Here is a 17,839-nt window from a genome sequence, read left to right as displayed (position 1 = left end):
CCGCCATGCCCCGCAACCGCCCGCCCCTTCGATCACGCCTTAGTGCCTTGAGCCCTCAATAGACAACGACTAGGAACCCCCTATGGCATCGCTCTGGGAATACGCTAATCCGGTGAAATTCATGAAAGTCTCGGGCTTTCTCCTGCCCCTGACGGCGGTCCTCGCGACGGCCTCCATCGGGATCGGGCTGGTCTGGGGATTTTTCTTCACCCCCGATGACTTCCGCCAAGGCTCGACGGTGAAAATCATCTTCCTGCATGTGCCCTCGGCCTTTCTGGCGATCAACGCCTGGGCGATGATGCTGGTGACCTCGCTGATCTGGCTGATCCGCCGCCACCATGTCTCGGCACTCGCCGCCAAAGCCGCTGGCCCGATTGGCGCCACGATGACGCTGATCGCACTGATGACCGGCGCGATCTGGGGGCAACCGATGTGGGGCACATGGTGGGTCTGGGATCCGCGGCTGACCTCGTTCTTGATCCTGTTTCTCTTCTACATCGGCTATATCGCGCTCTGGTCCGCCATCGAGGACCCCGACACCGCCGCCGATCTGACGTCGGTTCTCTGCCTTGTCGGATCGGTTTTCGCCGTGCTCTCGCGCTATGCGGCGATATTCTGGAATCAGGGGCTGCATCAGGGCGCCTCGCTCAGCGTCGCCCCGGGCGAGCGGATGGATTGGGCCTATAAAGGCCCGCTCTATCTGTGCATGACCGGGTTTGTGCTTTTGTTTCTGGCGCTGGTTCTGGCCGGCACCCGCACTGAAATTCGCGCCCGCCGGATGCAGGCGCTCACCGCCCGCGAAAGGGCACAAGAAAGAGGGGCGGGATGATGCCGGATCTGGGCGCCTATACCACCGAGATCGTCTCGGCCTATCTCGCCTCGCTTTCCCTTCTGGGCGTGCTTATCTGTTGGATATGGCTGCGCGCGCGGCGTGTGAAACGCGCGCTGGCGCAAGTTGAAACTCGATTGAAGCGGAAGACACATGGCTAAGATCAACCCTCTCCTGATCCTCCCTCCGGTGCTGCTGGCGGGGTTTGTCGCCTTTGTGGCGGTGGGCAATCTGCGCGAGGACCGCGACGATCTGCCCTCGGCCCGCGCTGGCCATCCGGCGCCGCAGATCACGCTGGAAACACTCGGCGAACGCACTCTGTTCACCGATGAGATGATCCGCGACGGCGAAGTGACGCTGGTCAATTTCTTCGCCTCTTGGTGCCCGCCCTGCCGCGCCGAACACCCGCTGTTCGAGGATCTGACGCAAGAGGGCGTCACCGTTCTGGGCGTCAACTACCGCGACGAACCGGCCCGCGCCGAGGATTTCCTAGAGGAACTCGGCGATCCCTATGCCGCGATCGGCGCCGATCCCCGCGCCCGCACGGGGCTGGATTGGGGCGTGCTCGGCCTGCCCGAAACCTTTGTCGTTGATGGCGAGGGCAATATCGTCATGCGCCACGCCGGCCCCCTGACCGATGAGATCATCGCCACCCGCATCCGCCCCGCCATGGAACGCGCCGGAGCCACCAATTGACCCAGCCATTCCCGCCAGCCAGCCCAGCCGCCAGTGATGCGCAACTGACCACCCAAGGGTTGGAGGCCAGCGGGTCGGGCAAGGTGTTGGCGCTGGCCTGCGGGGCATTGGCGCATGAAATCCTCGCGCTCAAGGCAATGAACGGCTGGGATCAACTCGATCTGCATTGCCTACCCGCGAACCTGCATCTCTACCCGCAAAAAATCCCCGATGCGGTCGAGGCGGCGGTGCATAAATTCCGCGACAAATACCGCCGCATTCTGGTGGTCTATGCCGATTGCGGCACCGGCGGATTGCTGCAATCGCGCTGCGAGGCGCTCGGCGTCGAAATGGTCGAAGGCCCGCATTGCTACTCGTTTTTCACCGGCAACGAGGCTTTCGCCGAACGCGCCGACGACGAGATCACCGCCTTTTACCTGACCGATTTTTTGGTCCGCCAGTTCGAGGCCTTCGTCTGGCGTCCGATGGGCTTTGACCGCCACCCCGAGTTGATTGAGATGATGTTCGGCAATTACGAGACGCTGATCTATCTGGCGCAGACCGACAATCCCGAGCTTGATCAGCGCGCCGAATATTGGGCCGGTAAACTCTCGCTCGCCTATGAGCGCCGCTTCACCGGCTACGGCGATCTCGCGCCGGTGCTGGAACGCGCCACCCGCGCCTAAGCCCACCCCCGCCTGAAGCCCCCGCTTGTCAGCATAGACGGCAACGCTTAGGGTTTTTCACAACCATTCGCCGAAGGCGCCGATCACCGTGCAGACCAAATCCAAAGCCGCCAAATCCCAAAACGCCCGCAACCTGTCGCTGGGCGAAAGATACCGATTGCAGACGTGGTTTCTGGGCATCATCGCCTTTTCGATGATCCTGTTTCTTCTGGTGCAGGCGCGGTTCATCCTGATCTCTCTGGTCATCGCGATCATCCTCTTTGCGCTCACCGCCGACGCGATCACCGCTTTCTCGCGGCTGCGCATCGGCTCGTGGAAGATCACCAACTGGCTCGCCTCCATGGCCGCCTTTACGCTAATTGCAGTGGTGCTCCTGACCCTCTCGGCGATTGTGATCTCGCAGGTCAACTCGGTGGTCACAACGACCCTCACCTATACAGATCAAGCGATTGCGGCCGTGGCGCGGCTCGCGGCGCTGTTCTCGCCCGAGGCCGAAGCCACCGTCGAAGCCTCGATCCGCTCGATCCAGGTCTCCAGCTATATCACCACCCTCGCCGGTCAGGCCGGTAACCTCCTCTCCGCCACCACGCTGGTGATCCTTTTCGTCGGCTTTATGTTCGCCGAGCGCCTGTGGTTCGGCACCAAGCTGGAAAACCTGATGGACGACAAGGACCGCGCCGCGCGCGTCGGGCGGATCATCCATTCCATCGTGCGGCGGGTGAACCATTATCTCTTGGTCAAAACCGGGGTCAGCGCCGCCACCGGCGTTGCCGTCTATCTGGTGATGCAGGGCTTCGGCCTCGATTTCGCCGGACCAATGGCGATATTGACCTTCGTGCTCAATTACATCCCCTCGGTCGGCTCGATCATCGCCACGATCCTCTTGGCCCTCGTCGCGCTGATCCAAGTGCCGGAACCGGCCACCGCGCTGTTGATCTTCGTCATCGCAGGGATGGTGCAATTCATGCTCGGCTCGGTGATCGACCCGATGCTGATGGGCCGCGCGCTGCGGGTGTCCAGCTTCGGTATCATCGTCTCGCTGTCGTTCTGGGGCGCGGTCTGGGGCATCCCGGGGATGTTTCTGGCGGTCCCGATCATGGTCGCGATCATGATCGTCTGCTCGCATATCCCCTCGGCCCGCCCCGTTGCGGTGCTGCTCAGCCGCGAAGGCCTGCCGGATTTCGGCGATGAAGACGAACGCATGGGCGCCCCCGCCAATCCCGCCAAACCGGTAAGCAATCAGGCGGCGGAGTAAGCGCCCAAGGCACGCGCGCCCTCTCCTGCCCCATATATGGCCTGCCGCACGCTCAGGATTGGTTAACCCTTCCGTGGTTACCATCAGCAGATGTCCAACTATCTGCGCCCAAGGCTCCCCGGGGCCACCGTGTTCTTCTCCGTCGCTCTGGCCCAGCGCGGCAGCAGCCTGTTGATCGACGAGGTCCAGCGCCTCCGCCATGCGGTCGCCCGCACCAAAACCGAGCGCCCGTTTATCATCGACGCCTTTGTCGTGCTCCCCGATCACCTACACTGCGTCTGGACCTTGCCCGAGCGTGACGCCGATTACGCCACCCGCTGGCGGCTGATCAAAACGCGGTTCTCGCAAGGGCTGCCACGGGGGACACGGCGCGCCAGCCATATCGCACGGCGCGAGCGCGGTATCTGGCAACGCCGGTTTTGGGAACATCACATCCGCGATGACGCGGATTACCACTGGCATCTGCGGTTTTGCTGGAACGCGCCGGTCGAGCAAAACCTCGCCAAGACGCCGTTCAACTGGCCCTTTTCCTCGATCCACCGCGAGCTGGCGATGGGGCATTTTTCACGGCCCGAGCCTCAGCCGTAGGGTGTGTGCTCTGCACGCACCGAACCAGAACACCGCATGAAAAAGGGTGCGTGCAAAGCACACACCCTACCCGTCACTCAATTCTAAGGGCGCTCAATCGTCCATCTTCAGCGCCGCGATAAACGCCGATTGCGGGATTTCCACGCGGCCAAACTGGCGCATCTTCTTCTTACCGGCTTTCTGCTTGTCCAACAGCTTGCGCTTACGCGAGGCATCGCCGCCGTAGCATTTCGCCGTCACATCCTTGCGCAGCGCCGAGAGTGTCTCACGGGCGATCACCCGCCCGCCAATCGCCGCCTGGATCGGGATCTTGAACATATGCCGCGGGATTAGATCCTTGAGCTTTTCGCACATCACCCGCCCGCGCATCTCGGCGCGGTCGCGGTGCACCATCATGCTCAGCGCATCCACCGGCTCGTCGTTGACCAGAACCGACATTTTCACCAGATTATCCTCGCGGTAGCCGGTGATCTGATAGTCGAAACTCGCGTAGCCTTTGGTCACCGATTTCAGCCGGTCGTAGAAATCGAACACCACCTCGTTGAGCGGCAGATCATAGATCACCATCGCACGGCTACCGGCATAGGTCAGGTCTTCCTGCAACCCGCGACGGTCCTGACAGAGTTTCAGCACATCGCCGAGATATTCGTCGGGGACCATGATCGTCGCCTTGATCCGCGGCTCTTCAATGCGGTCAACATGGGTCAGATCGGGCATATCCGCAGGGTTATGCAGGTCGATCTTGGTGCCGTCGCGCATGAACACATGATAGACCACCGAGGGCGCGGTGGTGATCAGATCAAGGTCATATTCACGCTCCAACCGGTCGCGAATCACCTCGAGATGCAACAGCCCCAGAAACCCGCAGCGGAACCCAAAGCCCAGCGCCGCCGAGGTTTCCATCTCGTAGCTGAAGGACGCGTCATTGAGCGCCAGCTTCTCGATCGCTTCACGCAGCGGCTCGAAATCATTGGAATCGACCGGAAACAACCCGCAGAAGACCACCGGTTGCGCCGGCTTAAAGCCCGGTAGAGGCGCCTCGCAACCCTTTTTCTCGCTGGTGATCGTATCGCCGACACGGGTGTCGCGCACCTGTTTGATGCTGCCGGTCCAGATGCCGATCTCGCCCGGCCCCAGCTCGGGAATATCGATCATCTTCGGCTTGAGCACCGCCAGTTTATCAACCCCGTAGACCGCGCCGGTCTGCATCATCTTGATCCGGTCGCCCTTGCGGATCACCCCGTCGATGACGCGGATCAGCACCACAACGCCGAGATAGCTGTCATACCAGCTATCGACCAGCATCGCCTTGAGCGGCGCGTCGCGGTCGCCCTTGGGCGCCGGCAGACGGTGCACAATCGCTTCCAGCACATCGGGAATACCCAGCCCCGATTTCGCCGAGATCTGCACTGCGTCCGAGGCATCAATGCCGATCACATCCTCGATCTGCGCCGCCACCCGCTCGGGCTCGGCAGCCGGCAGGTCAACCTTGTTGAGCACCGGAATAATCTCGTGATCCGCGTCGAGCGCCTGATAGACATTGGCCAGCGTCTGCGCCTCGACACCCTGCGAGGCATCAACCACCAAAAGCGAGCCTTCCACAGCGCGCATCGAGCGGGACACTTCATAGGCGAAATCGACGTGACCGGGCGTGTCGATCAGGTTGAGAATATAGGTCTCGCCATCCTTTGCCGGATATTCAATCCGCACGGTGTTGGCTTTGATGGTGATACCGCGCTCGCGCTCGATATCCATCGAATCGAGCATCTGCGCCTTCATTTCGCGCGCAGCTACAGTGCCGGTCAGCTGGATCAGCCGGTCGGCGAGCGTGGATTTACCGTGGTCAATATGGGCCACGATGGAGAAATTGCGGATTTTGGCGAGATCGGTCATGAGCGGCATATGAGCAGGTTTACACCCCCCGTCAATGGTATCCGCACCTCATCCGCGCGATTGCGGCCAAGCGGCGCATCGCCGGCCCCTCTGCACCGCGAAATCGCGCCTATAACCCGCATATGAAGGCGATAGGCACGCCGCGCCGCCCGCCGATCCACCGCGATTCGCCACCCCGCCAGAGCCGATTCGCCGCGCTTCGCCTGCCAGAGCGCCGCGCGTCACAGCCCCTTGGCAATCGTCGCATTGTAAAGCCGCGCGTAATCGCTGCCCGCATCCTCGCCAAACACCGAGGCGCGATGCTCGGCCCGTTCCAGCCACGCCGGATTGACCTCGACACCCCAGCCCGGCGCCTCACTGACATGCAGCTGCCCATCCGTCACCGCATAGGGATCGCCCAGAAACAACTCCCGCTGCCACGGGTAATAGTCATCGCCCTCAATCGAGAATTCGAGGTATTTCCCCGCGTTCGGCAGCGCCCGCATCAGATGCATGGTGCAGAGCGTCACCAGCCCCAGATTAGCCGCATGCGGCGTGCAAGGCAGCCCCGCCTGAGCCGCCCAACCCGCCACTTTCAGCGTGTTGGATAACCCGCCCAGATACATCACATCCGGCTGCACCACATCGACCGCGCGCATCGCGATCAGCCGCTTCCATGTCGCCAGATCGCACTCCTGCTCACCGCCAGCCACATCAATTTCCAGCGCCTGCGTCACCGCCTGCGTGGCCTCCAGATCCCACCACGCCACCGGCTCTTCATAATGGCCGACGCCATGATCCTGCAGCATCCGCCCGACCTGCACAGCCCGCGCCACCGAGAACCCCGAGTTCGCATCCGCCAGCGTGTCGATCCCTGCCAGCGCCTGTGTCACCGCGGGGATCACCGCCTCGGTGCGCCCGGGCCATTGATCCACATCCTGCCCGCATTCGGCGCCGATGCGGAACTTGGCGGCGGTGAACCCCTGCTCGCCGCAAATCCGTTTCAGCCGCTCGGCCTCGGCCTCGGGGGTGATATCGCGCAGCATCGAACTGGCGTAAGCGCGCAGCGCCCCCGCCGAGCCACCGATCAGCGCCGTCACCGGCAGGCCCGCGCGCCGCCCCGCCATATCCCAAAGCGCCGTGTCCAGACCCGCCAAAGCGCGGCTGCGATAACTGCCGGGGTATTTATGCTCCGCCCGCTCGATCCGGTTCACCAGCGCCGCGATATCGCCCACCGGCTGACCCAAGGCCCAAGGCGCGATCTGCCGGTGAAACACCGCCGCAGTGATGTCGGCGTTGTAACTTGAAGTCTGCCCCCAGCCGACCGCGCCATCCTCGGCGGTGGCTTTGACGAAGCAGACGAATTCATTGTGAAAGGTATCGAGGCGGCTCAGGCTGGTCATCAAAGGCTCCGGTTGCATTTGGCTCAGACCTTAGGCGCGTCCAACTCCTCCTGCCAATAGGCCAAACGCTCCTTGAGCAACCGCGCCCGCGCCAAGTCGCTCAGATCGGGGTCCAAATGCTCGAGGGTCTCGAACGTGAACCTCTCGCCCGCCGCAAGCCACGCTTGTTGCAAGGCTTTATTCGGATGCGAGCCCTGCCGCAGGGTAAAGCCATGCCGGTTCTCGATACTGGCCAGCGTCGGCGTGCTGCCGACCCAAAGCGCATCGCCCATACGCAGGGCATAGATCCCCGCGTCGGATTTGCGGGTCTTATAGGCGGCGCTCATCGCGCGGCGGGTCTCGGGCATCGCTGTCTCCTGTGTTGCCGCTGCATAACAGCTCGCAAAAGCCGCGTCAATTTTATACGGGTAATATTGACTCAGCCCCCGCGCCTGTGTTTCAAGGCGGCAAAGGAGCACCTAACATGACCCAAGACCCCGCCACCCAATGCACCGCCTTTCAAGGCACCCGAATGCTGGCCCGCGGCCCGCTGCACCGGATCGCCCGCGACACCGCTGATACCGAGGGGCTCTTGGTCTTCGAGGATCGCTCGGGGCGGGTCATCGACATCGACCCGCGCGGCTATCCCCAGCCTGAGGCACCTGCGCCCGAAGCACCCGCGGAAGCGCCCAAGAAACGCGGCCCCGGTCGCCCGAAACTCGGCGTGATCCCGCGCGAGATCACGCTTCTGGCGCGGCATTGGGAGTGGCTTTCGCAGCAAAAGGGCGGCGCTTCGGCGACGCTGCGACGGCTGGTTGATGAGGCCCGCCGCGCCGATGGCGGCGCCACCGAGGCCCGTCAGGCGCATGAGGCGGCCTACCGCTTTATCCATGCGCTCGGCGGGGATCTCCCCGGATATGAAGAGGCCACGCGCGCGCTCTTTGCGGGGGATCTTATGGCTTTCGCCAGGCAAATGCAGGATTGGCCCGAGGATATCCGCCGCTATGCGCTCAGCCTGTCCAAGGGCGAAACCTCAGGCGAAGCTCCGGCACAGGCTTAGGCGCAGCTTCAGGCGAATAGATCGCGGCTGAACACTTTGGCGCTGATATCATGCAGGTCCGGGGTGATCCGCTGCGCCAGCACCAGATCGCAGGCCGCCTTGAACCCGGCCAGAGCCTCGGGATCAGCGCTTGCATCGCCGGTGAATTCGCGCACCTCGGCGCCCTTGGCCTTGAGCCCTTCGCTGATCAAGGTCAGCGGATCGCGCGCGCCTGACACCCCTTTGGGGTTATAAATCCCGATGGTGCGCGGCGCGCGCTCCATCACTTTCGACACCAGCAGCGAAATCCGCGACGTGTTGCTGCCGGTCACCGTCGGCAATACCTGCGAGGGCACCTGACCGAACACCTTGTTCAGATGTTGGGTGCTGCGCGGCACCCGCTGCCCGCCCATGCCGAAACAGGGGTTATTCGCATAGGTGCCGATCCGCGGATCAAGGCAGACCCCATCGATCACCTGCCGCGCATTCAACCCGAAGGACAGCGCGTAACTGTCCAGTTCATTGAAAAACGCCACCCTTGCGGCCAGATAGGCCTGCGAGAAATGCTTGACCGCCTCCGCCTCGGACGCGCCCATCAGCTTGATCTCGGCACCCCCCCGCAGCGCCGCGCTTTGCAACACCGCGGCGACTTTCGCCCCCAATGCGCCACGGTCGCCGACGATCAGGAACTTCGGCGCGCAGGTGTCCTGCAAGGCATGCGATTCGCGCAGGAATTCCGGCGCATAAAGCAGCGCGCTGGCCCCCAATCGCGCGCGCATCTGCGCGGTAAAGCCGATCGGCACCGCCGAGCGCAGCACAATCGGCACGCCGGGGCAGCGCTGAAAGGCGAATTCAATACGCGATTCCAGCTCTTTGGTGCAGAAATCCTCACCATCCGCGCTGAACGCCAAAGGCGCCGAGATCAGCACCAGTTCCGCCCCCTCCAAGGCTTGCGCCGTGTCGAGCGTCGCGCGGATATCCAGCTGATGACGCGCCAGATATGCCGCCAGCGTCGGGTCGCCCAGCGGGAAATCACCGGCGTTGATCGCCTCGACACGGTCGGGCACCGGACCGGTCAGCACCACCTGATGACGCCGCGCCAAGCCCAAGGCATCGCCCAGCGCCACATATCCCAAGCCGATGATCGCAATACGCATTACTCTACCTCACTCAAACGCTGCGGCGCGTTAACACCGGTTTACTCAATTGGCTCCGAACAGATCACGGGTGAACACTTTATCTGCAACCGGCGCCAGATCCGGCGTCATCCGGTTGGCGATGACCAGATCGGACGCCGCACAAAACCGTCCAAAATCGCGCTCGACCGGATGACCGAGACAGCGCGCATCGGGCCAAGCCGGTTCATAGATCAACATCTCGACGCCCAAAGCATCCAGCTTGCGGATGATATCCTGCAGCGCGCTCTCGCGGAAATTATCCGAGCCCTGTTTCATCGCCAGCCGGTGGACGCCGACCAGCCCCTTGCCGCCCGCCGATCTCCCCGCCGCAACCCTCTTGGAGATGGTTTCGGCGAGGAAGGATTTGCGCACCTCATTGGCATCGACAATCGCTCGCATCATCTCTTGCGGCACGCTGGCGAAATTGGCCAAAAGCTGTTTGCTGTCCTTCGGCAGGCAATAGCCGCCATAGCCAAAGGAGGGATTGTTGTAATGATTGCCAACATTCGGGTCCAGACACAGCCCCTCGATCACCTCACGCGATTCGATGCCTGTGGCCATGGCGATTGTGTCCAATTCGTTGAAAAACGACACCCGCATCGCAAGATAGGTATTGGCGAAGAGTTTGATCGCCTCGGCCTCGGTGGAATCGGTCAACAGCACCGGCACATCCGTTTTTTCCGCAGCTGCGCGCAGCAATTCCGCCACCATCGCTCCACGCGCGCCGGTATCACCGACGACAATGCGCGACGGGTGCAGATTGTCCTGCAACGCCTGCCCCTCGCGCAGAAACTCGGGCGAAAACAGCAGGTTGTCGCAGCCCAGCCGCGCGCGCAAAGCCGCGGTATAGCCCACCGGCACCGTCGATTTGATCACCATCAGTGCGTCAGGGTTCACCCCGCGCACCGCCGCGATCACCGATTCGATGCTGCTTGTGTCAAACCCGTGGGTCTGCGCGTCGTAATTCGTCGGTGTGGCGATTATCACCAGTTCAGCGCTTGAATAGGCCTCCTGCGGGTCCAGCGTGGCGCGTAGATCAAGGCTGCCTGAGGCCAGAAACCGGCTGCATTCCGCGTCGATCACCGGCGAGCGTCCGGCATTCACCGCCTCAACCCGCGCGGGGTCGATATCTATCGCGCAGACCTCATGCTGCCGCGCCAATAAGACCGCATTCGAGAGGCCAACATAGCCCAATCCTGCCACCGCAATCCGCATCACCCGCCTCCGCCCTGCCGCCAGCGCCACATATGCGCCAAACCCGCGCGCTGACCGGCGGCGAGCATCACAGACCCACCATCCGGTAGAGCGCAGCCGTCGTCCGCGCGACCCATTCATTGGTCTGCAACTGAACCTCGGCACGTGTGCCGACCGGCGCGGTCAGTGGCATATCCGGCTGGATTTCCACCCGCGCATAGCGGTTGGCGGCAAATACATCGGCCTGCAGACCGGTGTACCCGGGCCATTGCGCCTCGTAATTCATCCGCGCCACACGGCCCTCGATACGGCTGCCATCGGCCAGATCAATCCGCGCGCGGTCGCCCATGTCGATCTCGCGGGCCGCGTCGCTGGCCAAGAGCGCATGGATCACCGGCGTTTCCGACCCGCGCAGCAGCGCCAGTTGCTCGCCCGGCTCGATCCATTCACCGGCGCGGCGGTCGATTTGCTGCACCACACAGTCGCAGGGCGAAAGGATCGCCTCACCGTTTTGCAGCCGCGATTCGCGGACATAAAGCGCGTCGATTTCATCGCTCAGACTGGCAATCCGCAGATCCGAAGCCCCCATCGGCGCGCTGTCGCCCAGCCCGCCTTGCATCATCGTGATCGGCGCCGGAGCAGTTGTGCTCAACTGTGTTTGCACCTCCAGCACCGCGCGCTCGGCCTCGGCGACCAGAGCCTCTTGCTGCGCGCGATCGCGCTGCAGGCTGGCGGCGGGCAGATCGCTGGCAACCATCGCCGCCAGCTGGTCCCGCTCGAGCGCCAGACGGCGTTCGGCCAGCGCCAGAACCTGCTCAAGCTGCGCCCGCGCCGCGCCATCCACGCCCGTCGCAGCCGGCGCCGGAATTGCTGCCGCATCCGCCCCCTGCGCCATCGCCCCGCGCTGCGAACGCAATGCGGCCAGTTCGACTTCGAGCGCGCGGCGGTGCTCGATAAGCGCCGCGACCTGCGCCTCCTGATCGGCGGGATGCACAAAGCCCAGAACCTCACCCGTGCGCAGCTCTTGCCCCGGCTGCACGGTCATCGCGTTCAAACGTCCGGCGACCGGCACCGAGAGGCTGGTTGCCGCCACCGTCACCGCCGCGTAACGCGCCTGCACGGTGGCAAAGCTCGACCAAGTCAGCAGCCCGGCAACCGCCAGAATAACCGCCGCCAGCGCCAGTTTGACCATCGAGACAATGCCCAGCGACCGCGCCTTTGTTTTGGGCTCGGTCTGGGCTTGGGTCGCGGTTTGGGTGGCCGTTTGGGTCGCGGTCTGGGTCTGGACCGCCGTCTGGCTGCGGGTCAGCGGCGGGGACTGTGTGTGGTTGAACGATTGGCTCGGCGTTTGGTTAAACGCCTGATTTTGCGGCTGATATTGGTCCCAATCCTGAGGTTGCGGCTGCGCCGACTGCGCCTGCGCTGACTGAGGTTGTGGCTGCTGCGATTGCGGCGCATGCCACTGGCGGCTCAGGTCCATCGCCTGATTGACCACCGAAGTCTCGATGATCCGCTGCAAGACACCCGCCTGCGCCGGAGCCATATCAATGAATTCATAGCGCAGCGCGGCACCCGGCTCGGCGCCGATCCTGCGCGCCTGCACCCGCATTTCGATGCGCGTGCCGCCGGTGCCGATCAACAGGGTAAATTCGCCCCGCCGTCCCTGCCCCGGTGCCAAGACCCGCGGGATCTCGACGGCCAGTTCAAACCCCTGCACATCCCAGCAAGCGACCGGATATTCGACCCCCTGCCAGGCGACTTTCATCTCTTCGGCGGACTGATGCGCGGACTGATGCCCGGATTGACGCCCCGTCTGATGCGCCTGCGCCTGATGCGATGCGCGCGGTGCTGCGGCATAGGGCTGCGGCGGCGCATAGGCGGTGAAGGGCGGCGGCGGGGTATAGGCGGCCGCAGCGGCTGGCGGCACCTGCGCGCGCAGCGGCGGCACATAGGGCGCATAGGGCTGACGCCGCTCAGGCTGCGGGGTGGTTTGTTGTGTGGTGGGCTGCTGCACAGCGGGCTGCGGCGGCACGGGTTGCTGCGGCACGAATGGCGAGGGCGCGGCCTGCAGGGGCACAGGCTGAACCGGCGCAGGCCGGGGCGCCTGACGCATTTGCTCCGGCGCTGGCGGCACTTCCTCCGCCTCCGGCTCGAAGCCCTCAAACGGCGAGGCCTCCTCAGCCAAAGACGCATAGGGCGCACGCTTATGTTTGCGCAGCTCTTCGGGCCAGTATTTCGGCGGGTTATACGCGCCGTGATCCGCCACCGGCGCCGCAGCCTCCGGCGCAACCGCCTGCGGACCAACATCCGGCCCCGTATCTGTCCCAGCACCCGACGCAACCACCGCCTCGGCCACCGGCTCATAGGTATTCAACGGCGGCGCCACCGGACGCGGCGCCTCAAAGGCGGCCAGCGTTGCCAGATGGCGCATATAAACCTCGGTGAAGGGCACCGGTGCGAATTGTCCCTGCATCACCCACCTGCCTTGCTGGATTTACCATGACCGCGGGCCGCACAGAGCGCATCTGCCCGTGCCACATCTACCAGAACCTCGATCACTACACCGCGCATCACATATCCGCCTGACATCACTTGCCCCACCCGCGCGACTCACCTTATCCGCCGCGCCATGGGCCATTTCCTTACGGCTATTGATCCCGCCAAAACATGGCCGCAATGCGGCGACCAGAGGACAATCCGGCGATATTTGCGGCGCTGGTGCTGATTTGGAAACAATGCGCGGGGAGAATCAGGGACTGGCCCGCTTCGCGCAACACCGGCCAAGGCCCGAAACCCCGACCATAGCGCAGCAAAGCCGCCACAGAGCTCCGCGTCAAGGCCCATCACCCGCCACTATGTTAACCATATCAACCCGCTGCCGACAATTCGCCGCGATCGGGGTGTATTCCATCGCCGGCGATTTGCCATTAGCTATAAGACCCGTCGCAGCCCCTCCATGGCAACAGATCGACAGAATGAAGACCGACCGACCGTCCTTGGCAAAAGGGGTGCCCGATGTCCGATATCCAGCTGATAATATTCGATTGTGACGGCGTGCTGATCGATTCCGAGGCGATCTCGGTGCGCGTTCTGGTCGAGGAACTGGCCAATCTCGGCGTCCATATAGATGAGCAAACCGCGATCCGTGATTGCGTCGGGCGCAGCCTCGTCGATGTCGCCGGAAGCTATGGCATCGGCGCGCGCGCGGGTGAGTTCGAGAGGTTTGCCGCGGCGGTTCAAACCTCGCTGCTGGCCCGTTTCGCCGCCGAGCTGCAACCGATGCCGCATATCCACTCGGTGGTCGAAAACCTCGCCGTGCCCGCCTGTGTCGCCACCAGTTCCAACCCCGAGCGCGCCCTGAATTCGCTGGCCATAACCGGTCTTGATGTGCATTTTGCCGGCAAAGTCTTTACCACCTGTCAGGTGAAACATGGTAAACCGGCACCGGATCTTTTCCTCTATGCGGCGCAGCAGATGGGGGTCGCGCCCCAAGCCTGTCTGGTGATCGAAGACAGCGTCCCGGGTCTGCGCGCGGCACAGGCGGCGCATATGCCGGTGTGGCAATTCACCGGCGGATCGCATCTCAAGAACCTGCAACCTGCGCAGATCCCGCCCCCGCAGGTGCCGACATTTGACAATTGGGCAGATTTCTTCGCCCTCGACCCGAATTTGAAGCAAAAGTAAGTGATTTATGGCGAAACCCAGCGTTATCATTGATAAACTCGACAAAGCCGCGCGTGCCGGTTGGCTTTACTATGTCGCCGGCAACAATCAGGACGAGATCGCCCGCAAGCTGGGCGTGTCGCGGCAAACCGCGCAGCGGCTGGTCTCGACAGCGGTGGCCGAGGGGCTGATCAAATTCCGCCTCGATCATCCGGTGGCGAATTGCCTGCATCTCGCCGCGCAGATGAAAGAGAAATTCGGCCTGAGTTTTTGCGAAATCGTGCCCAGCGATCCCGAGGCACCGGGGCTGTTGCACGGGGTGGCTGCGGCGACGGCGGTGGAGATCGAGAAATATTATCTCTCCGAACCGCCGGTGATCGTCGCCCTCGGCACCGGTCGCCTACTGCGCGCCTGTATCGAGCATATGCCGACGATGGATTGCCCGCAGCACCATACCGTGTCGCTGGTCGGCAACACCCATACCGATGGCACCGCGACGGCCTTCAATATCGTCGTGCGTATGGCCCACCGGATCGGCTCGAAACACAACCCAATGCCCTTGCCGGTGCTGGTGCGTAATGCCGAGGAACTGCCGCTGCTGCTGGCCCAAGAGCCGGTGCGGCGCACCCATGAGCTTTGCGCCAAGGCCGATGTCAGTTTCGTCGGCATCGGCCATATCGACGCCACCGCGCCTTTGGTGATGGACGGGTTTATCTCGGTCGAGGAAAGTCAGGAGCTGACCGAGCTGGGCGCGGTCGGCGAGATCGTCGGCTGGGTCTTTGACGCCGCCGGAAACCTGATCGAGGGCGCCACCAACCGGCGGGTCTCCAGCGCCAGAATCACCCCCGATAATCCGCGCCCGTTTATCGGGCTGGCGGTGGGCCAGAACAAGCGTAAGGCGATTCTCGCGGCCTGTCGCGGGCGGCTGATCAACGGTCTGATCACCGATGAGGCGACCGCCACGGCGGTGCTCGCACTCGCCTGACACCAGCCAGTGCCTTGTTTTCGGCGGGTGTTTTTCACCCCGCCGCGCGCTGCCCGTCTGCGCCATGAGCAATATCCCAAATATGTTGACAAATGCCCACCCCATAACGAATACTGGCCGCCAGCAACCGAAAGTTGCCGTGTCAGTCCTTTGGGGGGAATTATATGTCTTACACGTCGCGTTTTTCTGGCGGTTTATTCGGCCGCCTGTCTTGCAGTGCCAGCGCGCTGACCTTGCTGATGACCAGCACGGGTTTTGCCGATAGCCACGCGCAGACCATCACCATCGCCACCGTCAACAACGGTGATATGATCCGCATGCAGGGTTACACCGACCAGTTCACCGAAGAGACCGGCATCAGTGTCGAATGGGTGACGCTGGAAGAGAATGTGCTGCGCCAGCGCGTGACCACCGACATCACCACCAATGGCGGCCAGTTCGATATCATGACCATCGGCATGTATGAGACGCCGATCTGGGGCGCCGCCGGTTGGCTGGTGCCGCTGGACGGGCTCTCGGAGGAATACAACGTCGATGACATCCTGCCCGCGATGCGCGGCGGTCTGAGCCATGACGGCACGCTCTATGCCGCGCCCTTCTACGGCGAAAGCTCGATGATCATGTATCGCACCGATCTGATGGAGGCCGCAGGGCTCGAGATGCCCGATGCACCGACATGGGAGTTCATCCGCGAGGCGGCGGCGGCAATGACCGACCGTGACAATGACGTCAACGGCATCTGCCTGCGCGGCAAGGCTGGCTGGGGCGAAGGCGGGGCGCTGATCACCGCGATGTCCAACTCCTTTGGCGCGCGCTGGTTCGATATGGACTGGAACGCCCAGTTCGACACCCAGCCGTGGCGCGACACGCTGACCTTCTTTAACGATATGATGCAGGAATCCGGTCCCGCCGGTTTCGCCACCAACGGGTTTAACGAGAACCTCTCGATGTTCCAGCAGGGCCTCTGCGGCATGTGGATCGACGCCACCGTTGCGGCCTCTTTCGTGACCAATGAGGATTCCACCGTTGCCGATAGCGTCGGCTTTGCTCTGGCACCCGACAATGGCCTCGGGCGGCGCTCGAACTGGCTCTGGGCTTGGGCGCTGGCGATCCCCGCGGGCACCCAGCAGCAGGACGCCGCCATGCAGTTCATCGAATGGGCCACCGGCACCGGCTATATCGACATGGTCGCCGAGAACGAAGGCTGGGCCAATGTGCCTCCGGGGGCGCGGATCTCGCTCTATGAGAACCCCAACTACCAAGAGGTGCCCTTCGCGCAGATGACGCTGGACTCGATCCTCTCGGCTGATCCCAACAACTCGACGGTCGAGCCGACACCCTATGTCGGCGTCCAATTCGCCGCGATCCCCGAGTTTGCCGGTATCGCGACCGAAGTCAGCCAGGAGTTCTCGGCCTATTACGCCGGCCAGCAAAGCGTCGATGAAGCGCTGGAGAACGCGCAAGCGATCACCAATGAAGCGATGGAAGCGGCGGGCTACCGCTAAGCCGCTTCAGGTCACACCGGAAGGCGGCAAACGTCGCCCTCCGGCTCTGGCCGTTTATTCCCTACAGCCGAAAACTCACGGGCCATTGCGCCCCACAGCAGAGGATATGTGGCATGGCAACCCAGCACTCGCGATCTGCAGCGCGGATCATGATGGCCCCTGCGGTATTTTTGCTCCTCGTCTGGATGCTGGTGCCGCTGTGCATGACCTTGTGGTTCTCGTTTCGCAATTATCTGCCCCTGCGCGGTGGCGATCTTGGCTTTGCGGGTTTCAACAATTTCACGCGCTTTGTCTCTTCCAGCGCCTTCTGGCCCTCGGTCCTGACCACCCTGATCATTGTCGGCGGCGTGCTGTTGATCTCGATCGTCTTTGGCGTCTTGCTGGCGATCCTGCTCGACAAGCCGATGTGGGGACAGGGCATTGTCCGCATCCTCGTCATCGCGCCCTTCTTTGTGATGCCCACGGTCTCGGCGCTGGTCTGGAAGAATATGTTCATGGACCCGGTGAACGGCGTCCTCGCCCATCTGTGGCGGTTCTTCGGCGCTGACCCCTTGGTCTGGCTGCAAGACGCCTCGGTGTTCTCGATCATCCTCATCGTCTCGTGGCAATGGCTGCCCTTTGCGACCCTGATCCTGCTCACCGCGATTCAATCGCTCGACAGCGAGCAACTCGAAGCCGCCGAGATCGACGGCGCCACCCCCTTGGCAAGGTTCTTCTTTATCTCGCTGCCGCATCTAAGCCGCGCAATCACCATCGTGGTGTTGATCCAGACGATCTTTGTGCTCGCGGTCTTTGCCGAGATTTTCGTCACCACCGGCGGCGCCTTTGGCACCCGCACCCTGACCTATCTGATCTACCAGCGCGTGCTGGAAAGCCAGAACATCGGGCTGGGCAGTGCCGGCGGCGTCTATGCCATCATCCTTGCCAATATCGTCGCCATCTTCCTGATGCGCATCGTCGGCAAGAACCTGGATAACTGAGGAGCATT

At 62.9% G+C, this 17,839-nt stretch carries 17 protein-coding genes; 11 read left to right on the top strand and 6 right to left on the bottom strand.

Translation table 11 applies throughout. From position 1 onward, the window contains the following. Positions 1 to 82: 82 nt before the first annotated feature. The 6 genes from DDE20_RS05485 (at position 83) to DDE20_RS05460 (ending at position 4,033) form a co-directional block, all read left to right on the top strand. The gene (locus DDE20_RS05485) at positions 83 to 829 is read left to right on the top strand and encodes a heme ABC transporter permease (protein ID WP_116557465.1); all 747 of its coding nucleotides are present in this window, start codon (positions 83 to 85) and stop codon (positions 827 to 829) included. Further along, positions 826 to 990, top strand: coding sequence for a heme exporter protein CcmD (ccmD, locus tag DDE20_RS05480; RefSeq protein WP_240607855.1), 165 nt, complete (start codon positions 826 to 828; stop codon positions 988 to 990). Before DDE20_RS05485 ends, ccmD begins: the two co-directional genes overlap by 4 nt. Further along, the gene (locus DDE20_RS05475; RefSeq protein WP_116557464.1) at positions 983 to 1,525 is read left to right on the top strand and encodes a DsbE family thiol:disulfide interchange protein; all 543 of its coding nucleotides are present in this window, start codon (positions 983 to 985) and stop codon (positions 1,523 to 1,525) included. The genes ccmD and DDE20_RS05475 overlap by 8 nt, the downstream gene beginning before the upstream one ends. Further along, the gene (locus tag DDE20_RS05470; protein WP_116557463.1) at positions 1,522 to 2,190 is read left to right on the top strand and encodes a DUF1638 domain-containing protein; all 669 of its coding nucleotides are present in this window, start codon (positions 1,522 to 1,524) and stop codon (positions 2,188 to 2,190) included. The genes DDE20_RS05475 and DDE20_RS05470 overlap by 4 nt, the downstream gene beginning before the upstream one ends. Positions 2,191 to 2,278: 88 nt before the next feature. Further along, the gene (locus tag DDE20_RS05465; RefSeq protein ID WP_240607854.1) at positions 2,279 to 3,445 is read left to right on the top strand and encodes an AI-2E family transporter; all 1,167 of its coding nucleotides are present in this window, start codon (positions 2,279 to 2,281) and stop codon (positions 3,443 to 3,445) included. 90 nt (positions 3,446 to 3,535) lie between these two features. Beyond that, positions 3,536 to 4,033: an REP-associated tyrosine transposase gene (locus tag DDE20_RS05460; RefSeq protein ID WP_116557462.1), complete on the top strand. Its 498-nt coding sequence runs from the start codon at positions 3,536 to 3,538 to the stop codon at positions 4,031 to 4,033. A 93-nt stretch (positions 4,034 to 4,126) separates the two neighbouring features. Here the strand turns inward: DDE20_RS05460 and lepA are convergent, their stop codons facing one another. The 3 genes from lepA to DDE20_RS05445 form a co-directional block, all read right to left on the bottom strand. Continuing rightward, complete coding sequence (gene lepA / locus DDE20_RS05455; protein ID WP_165814431.1) at positions 4,127 to 5,926, bottom strand: translation elongation factor 4; 1,800 nt, start codon at positions 5,924 to 5,926, stop codon at positions 4,127 to 4,129. A 221-nt stretch (positions 5,927 to 6,147) separates the two neighbouring features. Then, a complete protein-coding gene (locus DDE20_RS05450; protein WP_116557854.1) occupies positions 6,148 to 7,308 on the bottom strand; it encodes a mandelate racemase/muconate lactonizing enzyme family protein in 1,161 nt (386 codons plus the stop codon). 23 nt (positions 7,309 to 7,331) lie between these two features. Beyond that, positions 7,332 to 7,655, bottom strand: coding sequence for a GIY-YIG nuclease family protein (locus tag DDE20_RS05445; protein ID WP_116557460.1), 324 nt, complete (start codon positions 7,653 to 7,655; stop codon positions 7,332 to 7,334). A 116-nt stretch (positions 7,656 to 7,771) separates the two neighbouring features. Between DDE20_RS05445 and DDE20_RS05440 the strand changes: the two genes are divergently transcribed. Next, the gene (locus DDE20_RS05440) at positions 7,772 to 8,347 is read left to right on the top strand and encodes a DUF2239 family protein (RefSeq protein WP_116557459.1); all 576 of its coding nucleotides are present in this window, start codon (positions 7,772 to 7,774) and stop codon (positions 8,345 to 8,347) included. An 8-nt stretch (positions 8,348 to 8,355) separates the two neighbouring features. Here the strand turns inward: DDE20_RS05440 and DDE20_RS05435 are convergent, their stop codons facing one another. From DDE20_RS05435 to DDE20_RS05425, 3 genes are all read right to left on the bottom strand, one after another. Next, positions 8,356 to 9,483, bottom strand: a complete 1,128-nt coding sequence (locus tag DDE20_RS05435; protein ID WP_116557458.1) for a UDP-glucose 6-dehydrogenase family protein — start codon at positions 9,481 to 9,483, stop codon at positions 8,356 to 8,358. 45 nt (positions 9,484 to 9,528) lie between these two features. Continuing rightward, positions 9,529 to 10,719 carry a nucleotide sugar dehydrogenase gene (locus DDE20_RS05430; protein ID WP_116557457.1) on the bottom strand — a complete coding sequence of 397 codons (1,191 nt, stop codon included), beginning with the start codon at positions 10,717 to 10,719 and terminating at the stop codon, positions 9,529 to 9,531. A 67-nt stretch (positions 10,720 to 10,786) separates the two neighbouring features. After that, entirely contained in the window at positions 10,787 to 13,171 is a 2,385-nt protein-coding gene (locus DDE20_RS05425) for an HlyD family secretion protein (protein ID WP_116557456.1), read from the bottom strand. 542 nt (positions 13,172 to 13,713) lie between these two features. Here DDE20_RS05425 and DDE20_RS05420 point away from each other — a divergent pair. The 4 genes from DDE20_RS05420 (at position 13,714) to DDE20_RS05405 (ending at position 17,831) form a co-directional block, all read left to right on the top strand. After that, positions 13,714 to 14,382, top strand: coding sequence for an HAD family hydrolase (locus DDE20_RS05420; protein WP_116557455.1), 669 nt, complete (start codon positions 13,714 to 13,716; stop codon positions 14,380 to 14,382). 7 nt (positions 14,383 to 14,389) lie between these two features. Next, positions 14,390 to 15,346, top strand: a complete 957-nt coding sequence (locus tag DDE20_RS05415) for a sugar-binding transcriptional regulator (protein ID WP_116557454.1) — start codon at positions 14,390 to 14,392, stop codon at positions 15,344 to 15,346. Positions 15,347 to 15,585: 239 nt separating this feature from the next. Next, entirely contained in the window at positions 15,586 to 16,851 is a 1,266-nt protein-coding gene (locus tag DDE20_RS05410; protein WP_240607852.1) for an ABC transporter substrate-binding protein, read from the top strand. Positions 16,852 to 16,964: 113 nt separating this feature from the next. Further along, the gene (locus DDE20_RS05405; RefSeq protein ID WP_116557452.1) at positions 16,965 to 17,831 is read left to right on the top strand and encodes a carbohydrate ABC transporter permease; all 867 of its coding nucleotides are present in this window, start codon (positions 16,965 to 16,967) and stop codon (positions 17,829 to 17,831) included. Positions 17,832 to 17,839: the final 8 nt, after the last annotated feature.

The organism is Pararhodobacter oceanensis (assembly GCF_003076755.1).
Classification (GTDB): domain Bacteria; phylum Pseudomonadota; class Alphaproteobacteria; order Rhodobacterales; family Rhodobacteraceae; genus Pararhodobacter; species Pararhodobacter oceanensis.
The sequence above is the reverse complement of the archived record's forward strand: the minus strand, read 5'-3'. Positions and strand labels throughout refer to the sequence as shown.

Bases quoted from the DNA above. Each gene is read 5' to 3' on its own strand.
- DDE20_RS05485 (WP_116557465.1), top strand. From the start codon at position 83: ATGGCATCGCTCTGGGAATACGCTAATCCGGTGAAATTCATGAAAGTC.
- ccmD (WP_240607855.1), top strand. From the start codon at position 826: ATGATGCCGGATCTGGGCGCCTATACCACCGAGATCGTCTCGGCCTAT.
- DDE20_RS05475 (WP_116557464.1), top strand. From the start codon at position 983: ATGGCTAAGATCAACCCTCTCCTGATCCTCCCTCCGGTGCTGCTGGCG.
- DDE20_RS05460 (WP_116557462.1), top strand. From the start codon at position 3,536: ATGTCCAACTATCTGCGCCCAAGGCTCCCCGGGGCCACCGTGTTCTTC.
- lepA (WP_165814431.1), bottom strand. From the start codon at position 5,926: ATGACCGATCTCGCCAAAATCCGCAATTTCTCCATCGTGGCCCATATT.
- DDE20_RS05450 (WP_116557854.1), bottom strand. From the start codon at position 7,308: ATGACCAGCCTGAGCCGCCTCGATACCTTTCACAATGAATTCGTCTGC.
- DDE20_RS05445 (WP_116557460.1), bottom strand. From the start codon at position 7,655: ATGCCCGAGACCCGCCGCGCGATGAGCGCCGCCTATAAGACCCGCAAA.
- DDE20_RS05440 (WP_116557459.1), top strand. From the start codon at position 7,772: ATGACCCAAGACCCCGCCACCCAATGCACCGCCTTTCAAGGCACCCGA.
- DDE20_RS05435 (WP_116557458.1), bottom strand. From the start codon at position 9,483: ATGCGTATTGCGATCATCGGCTTGGGATATGTGGCGCTGGGCGATGCC.
- DDE20_RS05430 (WP_116557457.1), bottom strand. From the start codon at position 10,719: ATGCGGATTGCGGTGGCAGGATTGGGCTATGTTGGCCTCTCGAATGCG.
- DDE20_RS05425 (WP_116557456.1), bottom strand. From the start codon at position 13,171: ATGCAGGGACAATTCGCACCGGTGCCCTTCACCGAGGTTTATATGCGC.
- DDE20_RS05420 (WP_116557455.1), top strand. From the start codon at position 13,714: ATGTCCGATATCCAGCTGATAATATTCGATTGTGACGGCGTGCTGATC.
- DDE20_RS05415 (WP_116557454.1), top strand. From the start codon at position 14,390: ATGGCGAAACCCAGCGTTATCATTGATAAACTCGACAAAGCCGCGCGT.
- DDE20_RS05410 (WP_240607852.1), top strand. From the start codon at position 15,586: ATGACCAGCACGGGTTTTGCCGATAGCCACGCGCAGACCATCACCATC.
- DDE20_RS05405 (WP_116557452.1), top strand. From the start codon at position 16,965: ATGGCAACCCAGCACTCGCGATCTGCAGCGCGGATCATGATGGCCCCT.